General features: G+C 61.8%; 7 protein-coding genes and 1 pseudogene. 3 read left to right on the forward strand and 5 right to left on the reverse strand.

All coding sequences use genetic code 11. From position 1 onward, the window contains the following. Positions 1 to 49: 49 nt before the first annotated feature. The 3 genes from ACVISU_RS24350 to ACVISU_RS24360 are packed head-to-tail and all read left to right on the forward strand — an operon-like array spanning position 50 to position 11,003. Positions 50 to 4,021, forward strand: a complete 3,972-nt coding sequence (locus ACVISU_RS24350; protein ID WP_456708558.1) for a protein kinase domain-containing protein — start codon at positions 50 to 52, stop codon at positions 4,019 to 4,021. Further along, positions 4,021 to 5,847, forward strand: a complete 1,827-nt coding sequence (locus ACVISU_RS24355; protein ID WP_456708559.1) for a hypothetical protein — start codon at positions 4,021 to 4,023, stop codon at positions 5,845 to 5,847. The genes ACVISU_RS24350 and ACVISU_RS24355 overlap by 1 nt, the downstream gene beginning before the upstream one ends. Beyond that, positions 5,847 to 11,003 (forward strand): ATP-binding protein, encoded by a 5,157-nt coding sequence (locus ACVISU_RS24360; RefSeq protein ID WP_456708560.1) that lies wholly within the window; start codon positions 5,847 to 5,849, stop codon positions 11,001 to 11,003. Before ACVISU_RS24355 ends, ACVISU_RS24360 begins: the two co-directional genes overlap by 1 nt. Positions 11,004 to 11,060: 57 nt before the next feature. On the opposite strand, the gene ACVISU_RS24365 is transcribed toward ACVISU_RS24360, so the two are convergent. From ACVISU_RS24365 to ACVISU_RS24385, 5 genes and pseudogenes are all read right to left on the reverse strand, one after another. Further along, positions 11,061 to 13,679, reverse strand: a complete 2,619-nt coding sequence (locus ACVISU_RS24365; RefSeq protein WP_456708561.1) for an AAA family ATPase — start codon at positions 13,677 to 13,679, stop codon at positions 11,061 to 11,063. A 312-nt stretch (positions 13,680 to 13,991) separates the two neighbouring features. Then, positions 13,992 to 14,408 (reverse strand): hypothetical protein, encoded by a 417-nt coding sequence (locus tag ACVISU_RS24370; RefSeq protein ID WP_456708562.1) that lies wholly within the window; start codon positions 14,406 to 14,408, stop codon positions 13,992 to 13,994. Then, on the reverse strand, positions 14,363 to 15,997 hold the full coding sequence (locus tag ACVISU_RS24375) for an N-6 DNA methylase (protein ID WP_456708563.1): 1,635 nt from the start codon (positions 15,995 to 15,997) through the stop codon (positions 14,363 to 14,365). Before ACVISU_RS24375 ends, ACVISU_RS24370 begins: the two co-directional genes overlap by 46 nt. Before the next feature lie 4 nt (positions 15,998 to 16,001). Continuing rightward, complete coding sequence (locus tag ACVISU_RS24380) at positions 16,002 to 16,502, reverse strand: restriction endonuclease subunit S (RefSeq protein WP_456708564.1); 501 nt, start codon at positions 16,500 to 16,502, stop codon at positions 16,002 to 16,004. Positions 16,503 to 16,743: 241 nt separating this feature from the next. Continuing rightward, positions 16,744 to 17,136 (reverse strand): annotated as a pseudogene (locus ACVISU_RS24385) (hypothetical protein); the annotation flags it as partial. Between the last annotated feature and the right edge of the window lie 3 nt (positions 17,137 to 17,139).

Here is a 17,139-nt window from a genome sequence, read left to right on the forward strand (position 1 = left end):
GCATTCGAGGCTGTCGCAGCTAAGTTGTTAGAGACCAGGGGGGGGTAGGGTGCGCGTCGTTCATGTGCCGTGCGGCCCGTTCGCCAACGCAAGCGAACTGAGGGCCTTTAAAGCAGTCGATCAAGCGTTCCGTCGCCTCGAAGGGGCTGGGACTGCCTATGTATTAACCAACCTCATCTTTCCCAATCCCCACGGCCAGGCCGACGAGATCGACATGGTGGCGATCGGTCCGGGCGGAGCCGTAGCGATCGAGGTCAAACATTGGGATGGGTCGGCGCTACGGCGAGCCGATCTCGCTGATCCAGCCGCCCAGCTTATACTTGCTAAGGCCAAGCGCGTGGCGGGCAAGCTGCGCGCGCTCGATGCTCGGCTCGGGTACATGCCGGCTACGTTTCTGCTCACTCGCGAGGCAGGATCGCTTAAGCGCAATGGGCAGCAGGCCCGCCACTCCCTAGGAGTAATGGCCTATAGCCTCAAAGACGTGATGGAGCTCATCGCAACGCCGGCTTCGGCGGGCGGGATCAATGCCGACAAGCTCGCCAGGGGGCTTGCCCCGCGTCACAATCTAGCTGACGCGGCACGCCCCAAACGGCTTGGCCGCTTCGACGAACTTACATTGTTGACACCAGAAGACGACCGGTTTCAGCGGATCTTCACCGCGCGCGATCCCTGGACTGGTGATCGCGTGCTGTTGCATTGCTATGATCTGTCGGCGGCCCCGGCGGGCGAGGCAGCAGAGCTCACCGAGCGGCGTGCACGCCGCGAGTTCGACGTTATTCGTCGCTTTCAGAAATCACCGTTTCTCCCAAGCCTCGTCGATTCCTGGCAGCCGCTGCCCAATTATGCTGGTGAGATGTATTTCTTTAGCGTGAGCGACAGCGCAGCAGCAACAGTCGCAGCGCTCAAGGATCAAACGCAGTGGACGTTCGCTGACCGCCGCGATTTTGCAATCCGCGCGCTCCTGGCTCTCGCTGAATTTGCCGAAGGATACGATGGCCCGCTGCTCCACCGCGCGCTCGATGGCGCAAGCGTGCGGGTACGAGCCGACAATTCGCCGTTGTTTGCCGGATGGCGCTGGGCGCGGCTCACGCCGGCGCAGACTGTCAGCGGCCAAGAGACGTCCAACGAGCTTGGCGGCTTTGCCGCACCGGAGATCCAGTCGAACGGTCTCGCGGCAGCGACCCCGGCGTCAGACCTCTATAGCCTTTGCGCGGTCCTGACCGAGCTTTTTCCGAGCGACAATGCACGCGGCATCCGAGAGATCCTCGCGCTCGGCCTCGACGCGACGCAGCACAGTCGGCCAAGCCCACGCGACCTTGCCGAGCTGTTGCAGGACAAGGCTCCCAAGCCTTCTATCTCGGCGATCGCCGAGCCGGAGCCAGTGTCGCCCGCGCGCTGGGACGAAGGCTATCGCTTCACTTGGAAAGACGCCAAATATCGCGTCGTGTCAGTTCTCGGCCAAGGCGGCGCCGGCCGTACATTCAAGCTTGAGCAATTGAGCGGTGACGATGACGAACCAATCGGCACCTTTGTTGGGAAGGCGGTATTCAACCCCGACCTCGGCCCAGCCTCGCTGGCTGCCTATCAACGCCTTCGCCCGCTTTCGCTCCGCGAGGGTCTGTCCAACGTTCTGGAATGTGCCAGTACTTGGCAAGCCAACGACCTCATGACTCTGCTTCGCTGGGCGCAGGGCGCACCGTTGAATGCCTGGCTGGGCGACCTTGAGTTCATTGCTGAAGTGGCCGGCGAGGATACGCCTGAGCAGCTCGTGTTGGGCTGGTTTGAGACCTTGTGCGCCGCACTCGATGCGCTTCACACTCAAGGCTGGGTGCATGGCGATGTCAGCCCATCGAATATCCTGGCGGATGAGACCAAGGTCGTGCTCATCGACTATGATCTGGCTGGGCCGATCGGGCATCAACCGCGCGGCTCCGGGACGCTGCTCTATGCGTCGCCTGAGCGCCGGGACGGCGCGCCGGTCTATGCGCGCGACGATATCTACAGCCTGGCTGCGAGCCTATTTCATGCGATCACCAATCGCCCACCCGCCTCGGCCAGCACAGGCTCTGGCTTAGCCTGGACAAACGAGGAGCGCGCGGCTTTTCCGAGGCTGATCCCGATCCTTGATCAGGCGACCGCGAGTGCGCCGGAAGGGAGGTTTAACGATGCGGCGGCGGCGCTGCGGCGCGTGCGCGAGGCGCTGCCGTCCAATCGGCCGATCGAACCCGCGATCCTCAAGGTGCTCGCCGAGCCCGAACCGCTGCGGCCTAGTTTCGTGCCGCGCGTCAAAGATATCCTCAGTGCCTATCCAGGTTCACGCTTTGGCAACAATGAAACCCGCGGGTTGGATACCGATTTCGCATTCGACACCTACGTCCCCACAGCGCTCGACATCGCGCTCCCTCGGGCCATCGCCTCGGGCGATATTTCGCTTGTGATCCTGAGCGGCAATGCCGGCGACGGCAAGACCGCGTTTCTGCAGCAACTCGTGCGCACGCTGGGCGGCGACCCGCCGCCTTCCAGTGAACGCGTGTGGAAGGGCCGACTTGCTGGTCGTGCTGCCACCATCAACCTCGATGGCGCGGCGAGCTGGAAGGGACAGTCTGCCGATGCGCTGCTCGATGAGCTCTTCGCCCCCTTCCTTCATGGTCCTGCAAATGACAACCGCGTTCACCTCGTCGCGGTCAACGACGGACGGCTGATGGAGTGGATCGACCATGCCGAGGCCGATCATGACGAAACGGCATTGACGCGCGATCTTGCCTCGGCGCTTGCCCACAAGGGCGGTGCGCTGCCGCGCCATATCCGGCTGATCGAGCTCAATAATCGCTCGCTCGTCGGCGGTCTCGACCTTGAGCGCGGTACGATTTCGACCGACTTTGTCGACCAACTGGTCGGACGTCTGATCGGCGGCGCCGAGGCTCCTAAGATCTGGGCACCATGCCGCAACTGCACCGCGCAAGCGCGCTGTACCATGAAGGGCTCGGCGGACATGATGGGGGCCAGCGACGATCGAGATGTTCGCGCGCGGGGCAATCGCCTCAGGTCGCGACTAGTCGACGCTCTGCAGACCGTGCACCAGCGCAACGAGATCCATATCACCGCGCGCGAGCTCAAGGCTGCAATCAGCTACATCTTGTTCGGGCTTTATGCGTGCGAGGACTTGCACGACAATCCCGAGCTTGAACCCCATGATCCCGCCGATCACGCGTTCAACCCGCAGTCCCCGAGTCGACAAGGTGAGTTGTTGCGAGAACTCGCCCGACTCGATCCGGCGCTTGAGGCCCATGCACGCATTGATCGTTATCTGGTTGGGCGTGGCGCGCCCGATCCAGCGCATGGTGCGCGGCGCTTTCGGGATATGGTCGGTCGGCCGCTGCCGCTGCGCGACGCGCGCCGACGCGCCTATTTCGCCTGGTCCACCGATCAGGTGCGGGCGGTCGGTGGCGACGATCATGCGTTGACCTTGCGAGAAGGACGTCGGGCGTCTGAATTTCGTCACTTTCCGTTGTTGTCGAGCGACGAACAGGAGACGATCAAGCGCCGCTTGTGCGAGGGGTTGTCGCGACTCGAAGCCTTACCCGAGTCGGCCTATCGCCAGGATGATCGGGTACCGATCCGCGTCGTCCCGCGCACGCCGACCGAAACGGCCTTTTGGATCGAGAAGTCGCTGGCCCGCTTCTCGCTCGAACCCGAGCGATTCCAAGTGACCGAGGGCTCGGAGACGCTTCACCGCTTCCTCACTTTGCGGTTTCAATCCGCACACGGCGGGATGGAGGAGCTCGTCGTTCCGCTCGAGCTTTATGCTCTACTTATGGATCTCGCCGACGGCGTACAGATCCTAGACGCCTTCTCCGACGACGTTTTCGCCAATCTCGGGGTCTTTACCAGCCGGCTTGCGCAGGAAGACGAGCGCGCGCTCAACGCCTGGAATCCGGCGGATGGCGAGCGAATCCATCGCTTGTCCGTTGCAACCCGCGCCGACCGGCAGTTGATCTTGCTTACCCAGGAGTCGGCCTGATGCCGAACGAAACCCGCCAAGTGGTCGAGTCGGTGCTCGGCAATCACATGACCGCCCAGATCTGGACCAGTACCTATCCCCCGGTTTTTCCCTTTACACCGCAGGATTTTTCGGTCGGGGCGATCCTGCCGATGGTGCTCTACCTGTTTCGCTGGGGGCATCGCCGCGGCAAGGGACGTTTTGCCGAAACCTACGGCGCGGGCGGCACGCCGACAATCAAATCCACGGTCTCGCGTCTCGTTACCGATCCGACGATTGATGGATTCGACAGCGACATCGGGCGCGCGATCCTCGGCGATTTTTTGCTTACCTCGATCCTTGAGAACAAGCGCCGCGTCGAATCGCACGACGAACAAATCCAGCGCTGTTTTGCCAATCATTATTTCGCGTCTTGGATCGACCTTCCGCTTACCGCTGCAAATTTGCGCGGCGTACCCGAGATGGTGACCGCGTTGATCAGCAACCAGCGTGAGGGCGACATGGTCGAACCCTTTGCCGAGCGCGGGCGCTACAGGGTAGGCGCACGTGTCCAGGACAATGAGCTCCTCGCCGCGCTCGCGCCGGGAACGCAGACGATCGGCGCACTCAAGAGCGATCTTAGGTCGGACACGCTAGACGAGGCCGTCCCCTTGCCGCTCGATCAGTTGCTCACGGTCCGGCTGGCTCAGGGCTGCGGCGAGGCGCCGAGCAAGGCAGTCGGGCGACAAAATCCCGGGCCAATCCCCAATCAGCGACCGATTGCGGTCCGCGCGGCCGACACATTCCGAAATGATCTGCTTGTGTTTCTCGATTGCTATGCCCGCGGCGATGCCACCCCGCGTGCGGCACTCTTGTCTATGCTCGAATCGGCAATGGCGGTCGGGCTAACCGTGATCTTCGCCGCGACGGTGGACATCATGAACCGCTGGGGAACGGATGGTGAAATACCGGAGGCGGACACGGTGACCAGTTTCCCGTTGTTCATGGATTGCTCGAGCGGGTCCGATCCGGCGCTGCGGGCAAGCTCGGAGGAGAGCGGTTTTCTGGTTCGTCAGGCCGTCAACCGGCTGCCCGCTATCCTCATGCATGCACGCTTACTCGACTATTACGTCCGCAACGAGTCCGACATAGATCGACGCACGCTTCCGCCGACCTCGCCCGACGCCACACAATGGCTGAACCTTCTGGGAAGTTTTCTCAACGGCGTCCATGAGGAGGCGCGTGACGCGCGGCGCTACTTCAGCAAGACCGCGCGCAAGCTGCGCGAAGCAGCGGACAAAGCCGAGGATCTCGAGCTGCGCACGCTGCTTGGCGAGGAGGGCGGTGGGGACGATCCCGGGCGCTCGCTCGCCGAGGCCCTGAGTGCGGCGTTCACTGGGTCCGCCAATAGCGGCAAGGAGCGGCTCAACAATTTCCTATCCTCAGCGCTGATGATCGACGAGGTGAATGGGCTCGCTAAGCGGCGCAAGGTGGCCTTGTATCAAAGCCGAAAGAAAGGACAGCATCGTCGCGGCGACGCATTGTCCTTTGTTCTCACCAACCCAGTGATCGAATATTTGGTCCACCGCCACGTGCGCCACAACGGTAAAGGGCGTAAAGCGCAGTCGCTATCGTACCCTGCTTTTTTGCGCATCCTTAGGGAGAATTATGGTCTTTATATCGATCGCGCGCCGCCGAATCTCGCGGTGCCGAGCGACCTTCTGCAACGCAATCGTCGCATGCTTGAACGACGACTGCGCGATTTGGGCTTGTTAGCCGGGGTCAATGATGCCGAACGCATGAAGAAGCTAAAAGCACGCTATCGCGCGCACCAGGATCGCGGCGGAGCGATGGAGGATGCAGCGTGATGGGACCCGAACACGCCAGACTGTTCGCGCAGGCGATCACCAATATCTTGAGCGCTCCAGTCCCGGGTTCAATTGCATTCCTACGTTGCTTGACGTCCGACCAGGTCGATGTGCTGGCTGATAGCGATGCGTTTCATATCCCGGGCTGGACCATCAACGCAGTGATCGATATCGCTGGCACACGCCGCATTACCGCCGATCAGGCGGTCGAACGACGCGAGGACAAGGGTGACGCCACGCTCTTAATCATCGATCCGTTGCGCGCGGGCGCGGGTCTCGATGGCATCTACAGCGCCGGGCGCGAGATCGGTGAAGCCGAGCTGTTCAATGAGGCGCTCACTCTCGCGCGCAGGCCCTTCTGGGGGCATATGAGTGTGCTTGATGAGGCGATCCGGCGGGCCGAACGGCTTGGTCGACGACGCCGACTGACGCCTTGGGCCAAGTTCGATTTCTATGTCAGCGCGTCGCAGAACGTCGGCCGGGCCGTGGCGCGCCTGGGGCTGTGGCCAATCGCATGCGAGGGCGATCCCTCGAGCAGCGAGCTCGACTTGTCAGCCGAGCTCGCCGACCGCTTGCTCTATGTGAGCGACACGCGCGTGGTCTCCGAGCGCGTGCGCGCGCTCGTCCTTGATGAAGCTGATACTCACGGCCCCGAACTCGAAAGGGCGCTGCGCTTAGTGGCGGGCCTGAGTCCCGAAGAATCCGCCCGCCGGATCGAGGACCAGCCGAATCTCTGGCTTGGCGCTATCAAGCCGGGATTTGCCAGCGAGGCGCTGCGCCTGATCCAGCTCACGTCCTGGCGCGATACGAAAGGCAAATTGCTCAAATGGTCGGGGCTCATCAACGCAGAAGGCGAAGAGACTACGCCGCGGCTCATTCTCGATCGCAACGCGGCGACCAAGGACCGCGCACAGTGTGTGGTACGTTGGACCACGAACCCAGATGGACTAGCGGCTGGCAGTGTCGATTATCGTATCTCGGTAATTGCCGGCGAGGACGTATTGACCGAGCGTGTTGTCAGCCATCGCGACCATCGCTATCAGCAGGTCGTGATCGGCGTTGATGATTTCGACGAACTCGAAGGCAACGAGAAGTTCGACGCGATCGTCCAAGTGGCCGCAATTGGCCTGGATGACATCGCTGTCCTGCAAAGCGAGCCATTCACGCTCGAATTTGGTGAAGCAATTAAATCGCTCAGCAGCGCGTCCGGCCAGGAGGTGCGCACGCTCATTGAAGGTGCGATCGGCGTTGGCAATCGCGAACAGTTTGACCTACTGGTGGCTGGGCCAGAGGCGGCGACGCGTCCGGTCGAGGACCGCAAAGGCTATATAAACTGGAAGGGTGAAGCCGCGAGCCGCGGGGCGCGCGTCTATCGCCCCTGGTTGCTGCGCGCGGTGGAAAGAGATTGGGAGGCGCGAAGCGGACCGATCGGCCATTGGATCCAGGTCGTCCGCGCGGATGGCTCGCCGATCCGTCCCTTGCAATTCGTCGAACTCGAACCGGACGATAGCAGCCCGACCACAGAGCGCGCCCGCGATGCCTGCCGCAAGCTTGCTGGCGAACTAGGGCCCGCCGGGTTGCTCGGCCGAGTGCTCACCAGCGGCTGGAGCGCGGCGGACAGTTATGTAAACGCGTGGGAGAAGGCGTTGGATGGCGGCGCCCCCGCGCTTGCGCGGCACGGCACCATTGAAGTTCGTAGCCAATCGGGACAGCTCATTGGCCTCTTGGTTACGCCGCTCCATCCGGTACGTTTCGCATGGCATGCTCATTATGACCAAGCGATCGCGCATGCACGATACGAGCAGGGTCTGTCGCCGAGTCACGTCCAAAAGTCGGTCTCGCCAGTTGACTCCGCCTTCTTTCCCTTCGCGCTGCCTGGGGCAGCGGGTACACGCGGATTTGTCTTTGCAGACGTGCTGGGGTTCCACACGGTCGCGATGACGCTCGACGGTGAGCGCGAACCCAAAGCCGCGACCGCGCTTTTGGCCGCGTGCATGAGTGACAACGTTGCAGCGGCGCCATCGATCGGAGGAGCCAGCGCCGGCGCGATCGCTCGCGAGCTTGGCCATTATCTCGACTGCTATGGCGGTGCAAGCGGCGAGCGCCCCGATCTTCTCAACATCCACGCATGGCGCGCTGGCGATGGGCTGACAGTAGCCCGAGCGCTTGGCCAGACGCTCGCGGCGCGCGGCGTCGATGAAGACGATGAAGCCGCTTCCTCGCTGTGCTTCACGCTCGATCTCTTCCATGCAGCCAACTCGACCAGCGCGGGTCAGTTTCTGGCAAGTGTTGGGCGTCGACGGCGTGCCGGCGGGCACGTTCTCGATGCGCGCGATCGGTGGCTTGCCGACACGGCTGCCAGGCCAGGCGAGGTCCTGGTTCCTCGCTTGAGATGGGCCAAGCAGGAGGAACCGGCCATCGACAACGACGCCGCTTGGAATGACGTGCGCGCCGCGCACGTCAGCCTGGCCTTTGATCTGTTTCGCACTGAGCTCGACATTATTCCGGCAGCAACATTGTCAGACTCGCGCCCGTTGCACGCATGGGGACTCATTCGTACCCTCGAACGACGCGCCTTGGACGGCGAGGAGCTGGCCTGGGTCACCTATGCAGCGCCCGAACTGACCGGCGAGCCGAGCCCGGACAATCGCACCGCCAGCGATCGCCTGCGCCGCATTGACCGTGCGACAGCACGTGCCACCGCCCGAGCGCTTGGCGGAGCCGCCACAGATTGGCCGGTGCTGAAGACAAAGCTGCCTGCTGAGGATCGCATTCGCCTCGATCGGCTGCATGACCGCAGTGACTGGGTGATCACGCTCGACCGCAATGCCGCACTTGATTACTTCGATGCGCCGCGCGAGAGCCCTGACACTTATGAACGGTTCGTGATCGACACGGTGCCCGAGCGCACCGATCTCGCCGCGATCCAGCTCGTCACCTCGACCACCAATCTCGATTCGGTTCGTGATCTCGTCGACGAAGCGCTTGGCGACATGGGGTTGAGCAGCAGCGAACGAAACAGCCGATTCCTGGTCAACCAACTCAAAGCACTGAGCGGCCGCTTGGCGATTCGGCTTTCCGATGGCGGCACGCGGACCGGCGAGCTGATAGCCCTTGCGCTTATGCATGCGCATTGCGTCGCGATGGGTGGCCGAGGGAGCACCTGGCTCAACGTCGAGCAGGGCGTGCTCATTCCGGTTGACGAGATCGCCGATCACGCACCCATCGTGCTAATGGCCGAGGCCGATGGCGACAGCGCCCGACGCGCTGACTTCATCCATGTGAGCGCGCCGGCGCGAGGTCCACTTGAGTTCCGGTTCGTCGAAGTCAAACATCGCCAACATCTCAGAACCGCCCGCCAGCCCGACATGCTCGAGCATATGGTCGCGCAGATGAGCGAACTTAGGCAACGCTGGATGGATTGGTTCTTTAGCGAGACACTAGCGCCGCTCGACCGCGTCGTCCGCCGCGCGCAGCTCGCCAAGCTGCTGCGCTTCTATGTCGATCGCGCCAGACGCCATCGGCTATCAGATCGCGCCTATGCACGGTTGACCAACGAGATCGACCAGCTAGTCCTTAAGGACGTCTATCAGCCCGGATCGGTCAGCGATTCCGATGTGGGCTATGTATTCTGCCCGGAACATCGCACCGGTCAGGCGGAGCGGATTATTTCAGAAGGCAGCGACACCGGGTTGTGGCTGTTTGGACCAACGCTCCTGCCTGATGAAGAGGGTTTGGGGGCCGGACGCCCGATGCTGCCGCTCACGCTCGGCGAGCCTGCCGCAGCCGCCGATCTAGCTGGACCTGCCCGCGACGACGACTCCGTGCCGTCAGATGGGCATCATGACACGCCCGACCGCGGCGAGCCGCCTCCGCGCGATGAGGCTGCCACCCGACCAACGCCGCAATCCCCATTTTCGCAAGCGCCTGGACCTACTGAGATCGCGTCAAACCTAGCTACGTCCGACTACGCGCCAGCGCCGCCACAATCAGACGCTGGTCACGTGAGCGATCGGGACGTACCAGGCGTACCCAGCGGGGGGCCGGCCGAGGAAGCGAACCCTAAAATTGTGCCCCCTACGCGGCTAGAGATGCCACCAAGTGCATCACACATAACTCAGACCGACCCGGTCGAGATTCAGCTCGGCGAGACGCTCACAGGTGTGCCGGTCTGCTGGCCAGTCTCGATCCGTACCAATCCGCATATGATGATGGTCGGCCTGCCTGGCATGGGGAAGACCACCTCCCTCATTAACATCGCCAAGCAGCTTACCGCGGCCGGCATCGCACCGGTGATCTTTTCCTATCACGACGATATCGACGACAAACTTGCTGCAGCGATCGGACCGATGCGGACGATCGACTTCGATGGTCTGGGATTCAATCCGCTGCGCGTCGATGCGTCGGGGCCTATGGCGTATATCGACGTTGCCGGGACTCTGCGCGATATCTTCGCTTCGATCTTTCCCGACCTCGGTGAGATCCAACTCGAGGAGCTGCGTGGCGCGATCAAGCAAAGCTATGACGATTTGGGCTGGAATGATCGGACCCGCGAGCGGCCGCAGCCGCCGCGGTTCCGATCGTTCCTCGACATCCTCAAATCGCGCCCCAAGCCGAATCAGAACCTGCTCGCGCGGCTCCAGGAACTCGCGGACTATGGCTTTTTTGACGGTGACCAGGAGGACGCGGGTATCCTTGGCGACCCGCAGCCGTCCTTGATACGCGTGCACCTGAGCACCAACGATATCGTCCAGCGCGCCTTTGCTGCCTTCGTGCTCTATAGCATCTACAAGGACATGTTCCGGCGCGGCGTCCAGAGCCGCCTCACTCATGCGATCATCTTCGACGAGGCGCATCGCGCCGCCAAGCTCAAGCTAATCCCGCGCTTTGCCAAGGAATGTCGCAAATACGGACTGGCGCTTGCACTTGCCTCGCAAGGGGTGCGAGACTTCGATGGTGCGCTGTTTGAAGCAGTGGCAAGCTATCTGGTCCTACGTGTGACCGAGGCCGATGCCCGGGCTTTGGCGCGCAACACCGGTCCGACGGCAGATCAGCAGCGCACCACTGATCGTCTCAAGTCACTCGAACCCTATCACGCGATGTTGTTTAGCGCGGCAACCGCAAAACCGCTGACGCTCCGCCTTGCCCTGGGCTGAGCAACGCATGACTCGGGCGTCGCCGGGAGTGATGTCGGTCGTCCCGTAGGAGTGGGCCTACTGAAGCTGCTTCTGCCTTTCCCGGAGATTGGTGACCCAGGTGGACAGGTCTTGGACATGCTCAAGCAAATCTGCGGGTGGTGGTGAAGCGGCATTGCGCCCACGCGACGGATCGTGAGCGTCCGTAATGTCGCAACAGGTCTTAAAGCCCGCTGCCCAGGCCGTTGCATCGTCCTCGGTGAGCGCCGAAACCTTCTTCAGGTCGCGCGCGTTGATGTAGTCGCGGTGACGGTTGACCACGTTGCAAAATGCGACGTCTTCCAAGGCCCGCTCCCAAGTGCTGCGAAGCCGATTATAGAAGGTGACGACCGCAGCGTGGTATGCCTCATCGTCATGCGCCTCGTAATGCGTCGCAGCGGCCCGCGCTTCCTTTTCAAGGTTGTCGAGCCGTTCATTGACCTTTTGGCCTGCCCAAGGCAGACCATTGTTGACGATACCGGCGCCTCGGCCGCTCTGCGTCAGGGATATTTCTTTGAGTGCTACGCCGCTCTTATGTGCCAGCGTCTGCAAGTCGTTCAGAAACACCAGATCATGCGTAAATACGACGATTTGGCGCACGCCAGCCTCCTCGACTAAGCGCTCTGCAACCTTTTGGCGCCAACGGTGATCCAACGAGGAGACAGGATCGTCGAACACCAAGCATGAAGCATGGGTGGCGGTCGCCAGCTCGGTCAGGAACACAGCGAGCGCAACACACGTTTGCTCGCCTTCGCTGAGGACGGAATGCACTTTCGCCATTTCGTTGGCGAAAAGGCGAATTTGATACTGTGGCGACCCGTATTTGCCACCGGAGCGCACGATATCGACGCGTACCCGGCTTGCCGCGAGTTTCTGGATCTCTTCCTGGAAGCGATCCCGCACTCGCGGCGTGATGACCTGATCGGCAATGTTGTTGCCGAGGGTGGTAATAGCCCTGGTGCCCGTTTCAGTGAGGCATTTCGCGATCCGGTCTAGCTGTGCGAGCCGAGCTACCTCGGCCCTGGTCTTCGGCAGCAGAACGTCCAACGCTTTGCGATCTCGCAGGGCATCGCGCTCATCTTCTAAGCGCTTGCGGCCGGCCGGATCGGCCGCCGCGGCCAACTCCTCTGCATAGCGAGCCGTATCCTCTGCAAGCTGTCGCACCAGGGGGACTGGATCGGTCGGCAGATTCGGCATTTGCACCGTCCCCGGCTGATTCAATGACGACAAACAGATGAAGCGGCGCAAGCGGGCCGCCGCAAGACTACGTAGGACGGCTGCAGCAACTGAAGGAGCACGGATCGCAAGCTGGCGCCGTAGTGGAAAAGCGGCGATGCGAACAGGCTTCGATGCCAAAGCGAGACGCGCTTTCTCGGAGTCGCGCTCTGCTTCTTGGGCGAGCTTCTCTGTATCTGCCTTCACGAAGCGCTCGAAGCTGCTCATGCGCGTCGCGGCCTCCTCGGGCAGCGTCTGGTGACAGAGCACGCATAATGCTTCGCCCGCTTCAGGAGGAAACGCGCCCTCAGGATACGCGACCTGCTCCGAATACCGCCGTGCCGCTTCCCAAAGGGTGCGCCAAGCTGCTCCGCCAACACCTTTGATTGGCGCACTCCCGAAGGCCGCTTCCGCAGCAAACGTTGCGGCGCCGCGCTTCTGGCGTGCGTCCTCGGCCTGGGCGAGAAGATTCGAGAGCACCTCGTCTGTCGCGCCCGCGAGGGCGGTCGCGAGATCATCGGCAAAGCGATGTAGGGATAACGCCAGAGCGCGCTGCTCGCCGGCAACTCTCAGCGGATCGCGCGCCAAATCCTCATTCAAGCGAACGAGCCGACCTTCCTCTGCCTCGGAGATGGGCGCCAATGCCTCAAGGGCCGCTAAATCCGTTGCCGGCGTCAAACTGGATAGAATGTTCCCGACTGGCGAAGTGGTGCTGAAGATCGGCTTGATGAACACGGCATCCCGGGCGGCTTCCAGCTTACCCTGCTCGGCGGCCAACGCCTCCTTGACCGCTTGGCAGACGCCTGCCAGCTCATCGGGAATGTCGAGCCCGAAAGGGCGGAAAGCCACTTCGTTTTCGCTTCGTACATGTACCGCGCCGCTGTCGCGGTCGAAGACCCAGACGGCCGACAGAATCGGATGCGGCTTGCCATCGTTAACCCAAGGGATCGCAGGCGCGGCCACGTTCCCGGAAGCATAGGCGATTGTCGCGCTCGCAGTCTGAGTGGCAGATGGATCGAAGGCGTTGGGCAGCAGATCGCCAACGAAGCGGGCTCGACAGGCGCGCTTTAGGATACGCGCATAGCCTGATTTGCCGACGCCGTTGTCGCCATAAATCACAGTGATACCGGTGGGCCCAAATGACAATGTTTGGTCGCTGGCAAGCCGATTGACCCCCGCCACGTCGGCAATGGAGGTCAGGGAGATTGCAGCTTCCGCCGCAGCGACAGCCGGCACATGTTCGGCCGCTAGAGGCGTCGCGCTTAGCTCGATGTCGCTCGCGCCTCGGCCCTTGAGGCATAATTGTACCAGCTCAGCCAGATCCTCCGGCAGAAGCTTGCCGTTGGCAACGATCCGGCGCAGCGCATCACGCTGCCAGAGAGGACGATCCAACGACCATTCGAGGATCATGTCTAAGACGGATTTAGGCTGCGCTGCCGTCATGGATTGCCCCCTCACGGAGCCAATCCTGAGTTCCCCATTCTGGCACCGATTCTGCTGACATAACGCAAGATCGGCTCAGTTACATGCAGAGATTGAGTAGCAGAAAGTCTATATTGCAGCTGCAGGCCGGATGTCGCGCTTCGCTGCTGCCATGCTTAGACCCCAGCGCACGGCATGCAGCGTAAGCTGACGACACGGCCGCCTCTCGTGGTTGATTGACCTCACGGATGTGGCGAAGGTGTTGGCCGCTCTCTCGGCTACCGCCGCACCAAGCACCCAAACGCCACATTGGAAAATCTGTTGCCGACCAGATCAATTCGGCTGACGGTAGATATCAGCTCCAAGACCTCGTCCTTGCGCCGACGGCAACCGTCGGCTCCCTGTTTGAGGTCCGTCTTCGATGAGTTCTTCGGCGGCCATTAATGCGCTGAGACGCGTTAGCGCCTGCGCCACGATGCGGCCCTGGGCCTCAATATTCCGGATTATCTGCACCGGCGTGCGGTCATCCAGCTTGGCGACCGCGTTCGGGTTGACCGCTTTGAGATCGAATACCTGCGCGTCGATGCCGGCGGCTTCTGCTTCCAAGTCGCGAGCAGCCTTGTCCTGTTCACGGATGCGCGCCTCGACAGCAGTAATCTTGGATTCTGGCTCTCCATTCCTTTTCAGCCGTTTAAGCTTTTCTTTTAGGTCCACCACCTCGGTGCGGATCGCGGCGGACTGCTCCAACAAGGGTTGCATCTTCGCCCGCGCCTCGGCACGGCGGGCGGCGAAGTCCATCGTCCACGATAGCGGCTGTCGCCCTGCGGGCTGCCACGATGGGGCAACAGCGTCGCGTAGCTCGGGAAGCGATTACCAGCGTTGGTCTCATCGGCTGACCACTCCGCTGAAAGCGTAGCGGGTAGTTGCGCGTCGGGCAGCACGTTGCCGGCCTTGCCGAAACCGAAGTGCGCGAGTGTGAGCGGCGTCTTCTTGCCCACCTTCACGTGTGACAGGTCGTAGTACCAGATGCGCTCTGTCTTCTTGCCCTTGGTGAAGAACACCAGGTTGGTCTTGACGCCGGCACCGGCAGTGGAAAACACCCCGCCCGGCAGGCTCACGATGGCCCACAGGTCGCATTCGTCCAGCAGCTTGCGCTTCGTCTCGACAAAGGCGCTCTCGTTCGTGCGAAACAACAGGCCCTCATCCAGCACGATGGCACAGGTGCCACCTTCTGCCAGCTCGGCGAGAATGTCCTGCAAGAACAGCACCTGCGTGGAGCTGGTCTCGAAGGCGAAGTTCTTCTGCGCGTCCTTGCCCTCCTTGCCGCCGAAGGGCGGGTTGGCCAGGATCACGTCGAACTGCTTGGGCGCCTGTTCGAACAGCGCGCCATACGTGGCGCGGCGCGTCAACGAGTTGCCGTGCCACAGGTTGGGTTGGTCGATGCCGTGCAGCACCAGGTTGGCAAGCGCGATGGGGTACACTAGGTTCTCCTTCTCGCGGCCGAAGAACGTTTCGTGTTTGAGGGTATCCAAATCTGTGCTGGTGGCGCTCTCGCCCAGCTTCCGCGCAATGTGCTCGTAGGCCACAGCCAGGAAGCCTCCCGTACCGCAGCAGGGGTCGTACACGGTTTGGCCGAGTTTGGGAGGTACCGTATGCACCATCGCCCGGATTACTTCGCGCGGCGTGAAGAACTGGCCGCCGTCGGAGTTCTTCTCGCCCATCTTGAGCAGCAGGTCCTCGTAGACCTGAGACAGCGTAAAGAAATGGGTGTCGTCGATATGATCGATGCTGATCTCGTGGACCCGGTCTAAGATGTCGCGGAGGTTCGTTTCGGAATCCACCCGAACCTTCTCTACAGCCGTCATGATGCGACCGATGACACGCTGCTTCGGCGCCGCCGTCGGGTTGGGCAGCCCGGTGCGCATGTCGATGTCCAAGCTGTGCAGATGCGGAAGCAACGCCTTGTTGATGAACTCGAACAGCTTGCCGTCGCCCGCTGCGAACAACTCCTGCCGCTTCCAACCGAATGGCTTGCCTTCGGGCGTCTTGGGGTGCTCGGGTTTGTCGGACCAGGGCGCCGCCCAGTCCTGCCAGCGATAGGGCGCGCGCAAGGCGGGTGTGAAGCTCGCGCCCACCACCTCCGCCTTCTCCTGATCTCGCGCCTCCTGCGCGTCGAGGATACGCAAGAACAGAATCCACGTCAGCTCCGGCACGTACTGCAGGGCGCTGGCGCAGTTTGAGCGCCGCATGATGTCGCAAATGCTTTTGACGAAAGCTGAAAGCGACTGCGTGGAGGCGATAGCCTTAGGTGCTTTGTTGGTTTTCTCGGGCCGGGCCATATTTTCAGATCTCGAAAGCTTGGGCGAGGATGCGCTGCGGTAAAGCTGAAACCGTGGCCTCTTGCTGGATTAGCGTGGAACGGATCGTGTCCGCTTCAACGAGTTGTTTCTTCAGCGCCTTCACGATGAGCCGTTGTTCATTCGGTTCCGGCGCACACACATGGAAGCTCTCAAGCGTAGGCATGTAGATCGTTTTATGCGTGGCGCCGGTCGCTAGTTCGCGCAACTCAGCGCGCGAACGGATCAGTGCATCCATCAGAAACTCCGGGTCCAGGGCATTGCCGCATACCCAGTTTGCGAAATCCTGACTCGTTGCCATAGGGCGGCCCATAATGGCGACGAAACCTACCGAGGCTGTGCGCGAGTAACACACAGTGCCTCGCGGCAAGACACGCGCCGCCGAATTGGCGACGCCTGCCTCGTTGGTACGCAGTTGCGTACCCTCGACCCATTGCCCGTCGAGAGCGCGGATCTCGGTCAGCGATACTCCACGAGACGTCGCCACCCCACCAGTCGGGCCGCAAGCGGCTTGGCGTATGACCGCTTTCTAGCCGAGCGACATCAGAGAGCTTGTGCCAGTGCCATTGGGAGGGCGATTCGCCGAGATTTGGCGGCACCGCGACCGGCACGGACTTGCGGAAGGCTTCGCGGTAGATAGAGGCGCGCAGCGCCTCAGCCTCCTGATTTTGCTCCTTAGCCGCTTGCCACGCCGTTCCCACCTGCTCCAGTTGGATTTTCAGGCGGGCGGCAATGCGGCATTGCTCATCAAGCGGCGGGAGATCAATTGGAATCGACGTGATGACCCCTTGCGAGATGTTTCGCATAGAGTCACTTGTTCCCGTCGCGAAGTGCTCGATATGCTTGCGCGCCTTCGGCGCACGCAGGGCGAAAAGCAGGTATTCCTTGTTGGCAAGGTTCTCGTTGATTACCAGACGCAAGGTCTTGTCCGACAAAAGACGGAGCGGGTAGTCCCGGTCTACCAACACTACGGCACCAACGAATTCCTTTGTGTTGGCACGGGAGATCAGCAAGTCACCTGCTCGGACCCTATGGCTATCATCGGGCTGGTAAGCCCCCCTAAGTGCCTTGGCCTCATCGTGGCGGAACTCCGCCCAAGTCACAGCACTGACCTTGAGCACACC

The organism is Bradyrhizobium sp. USDA 4452, assembly GCF_054063575.1.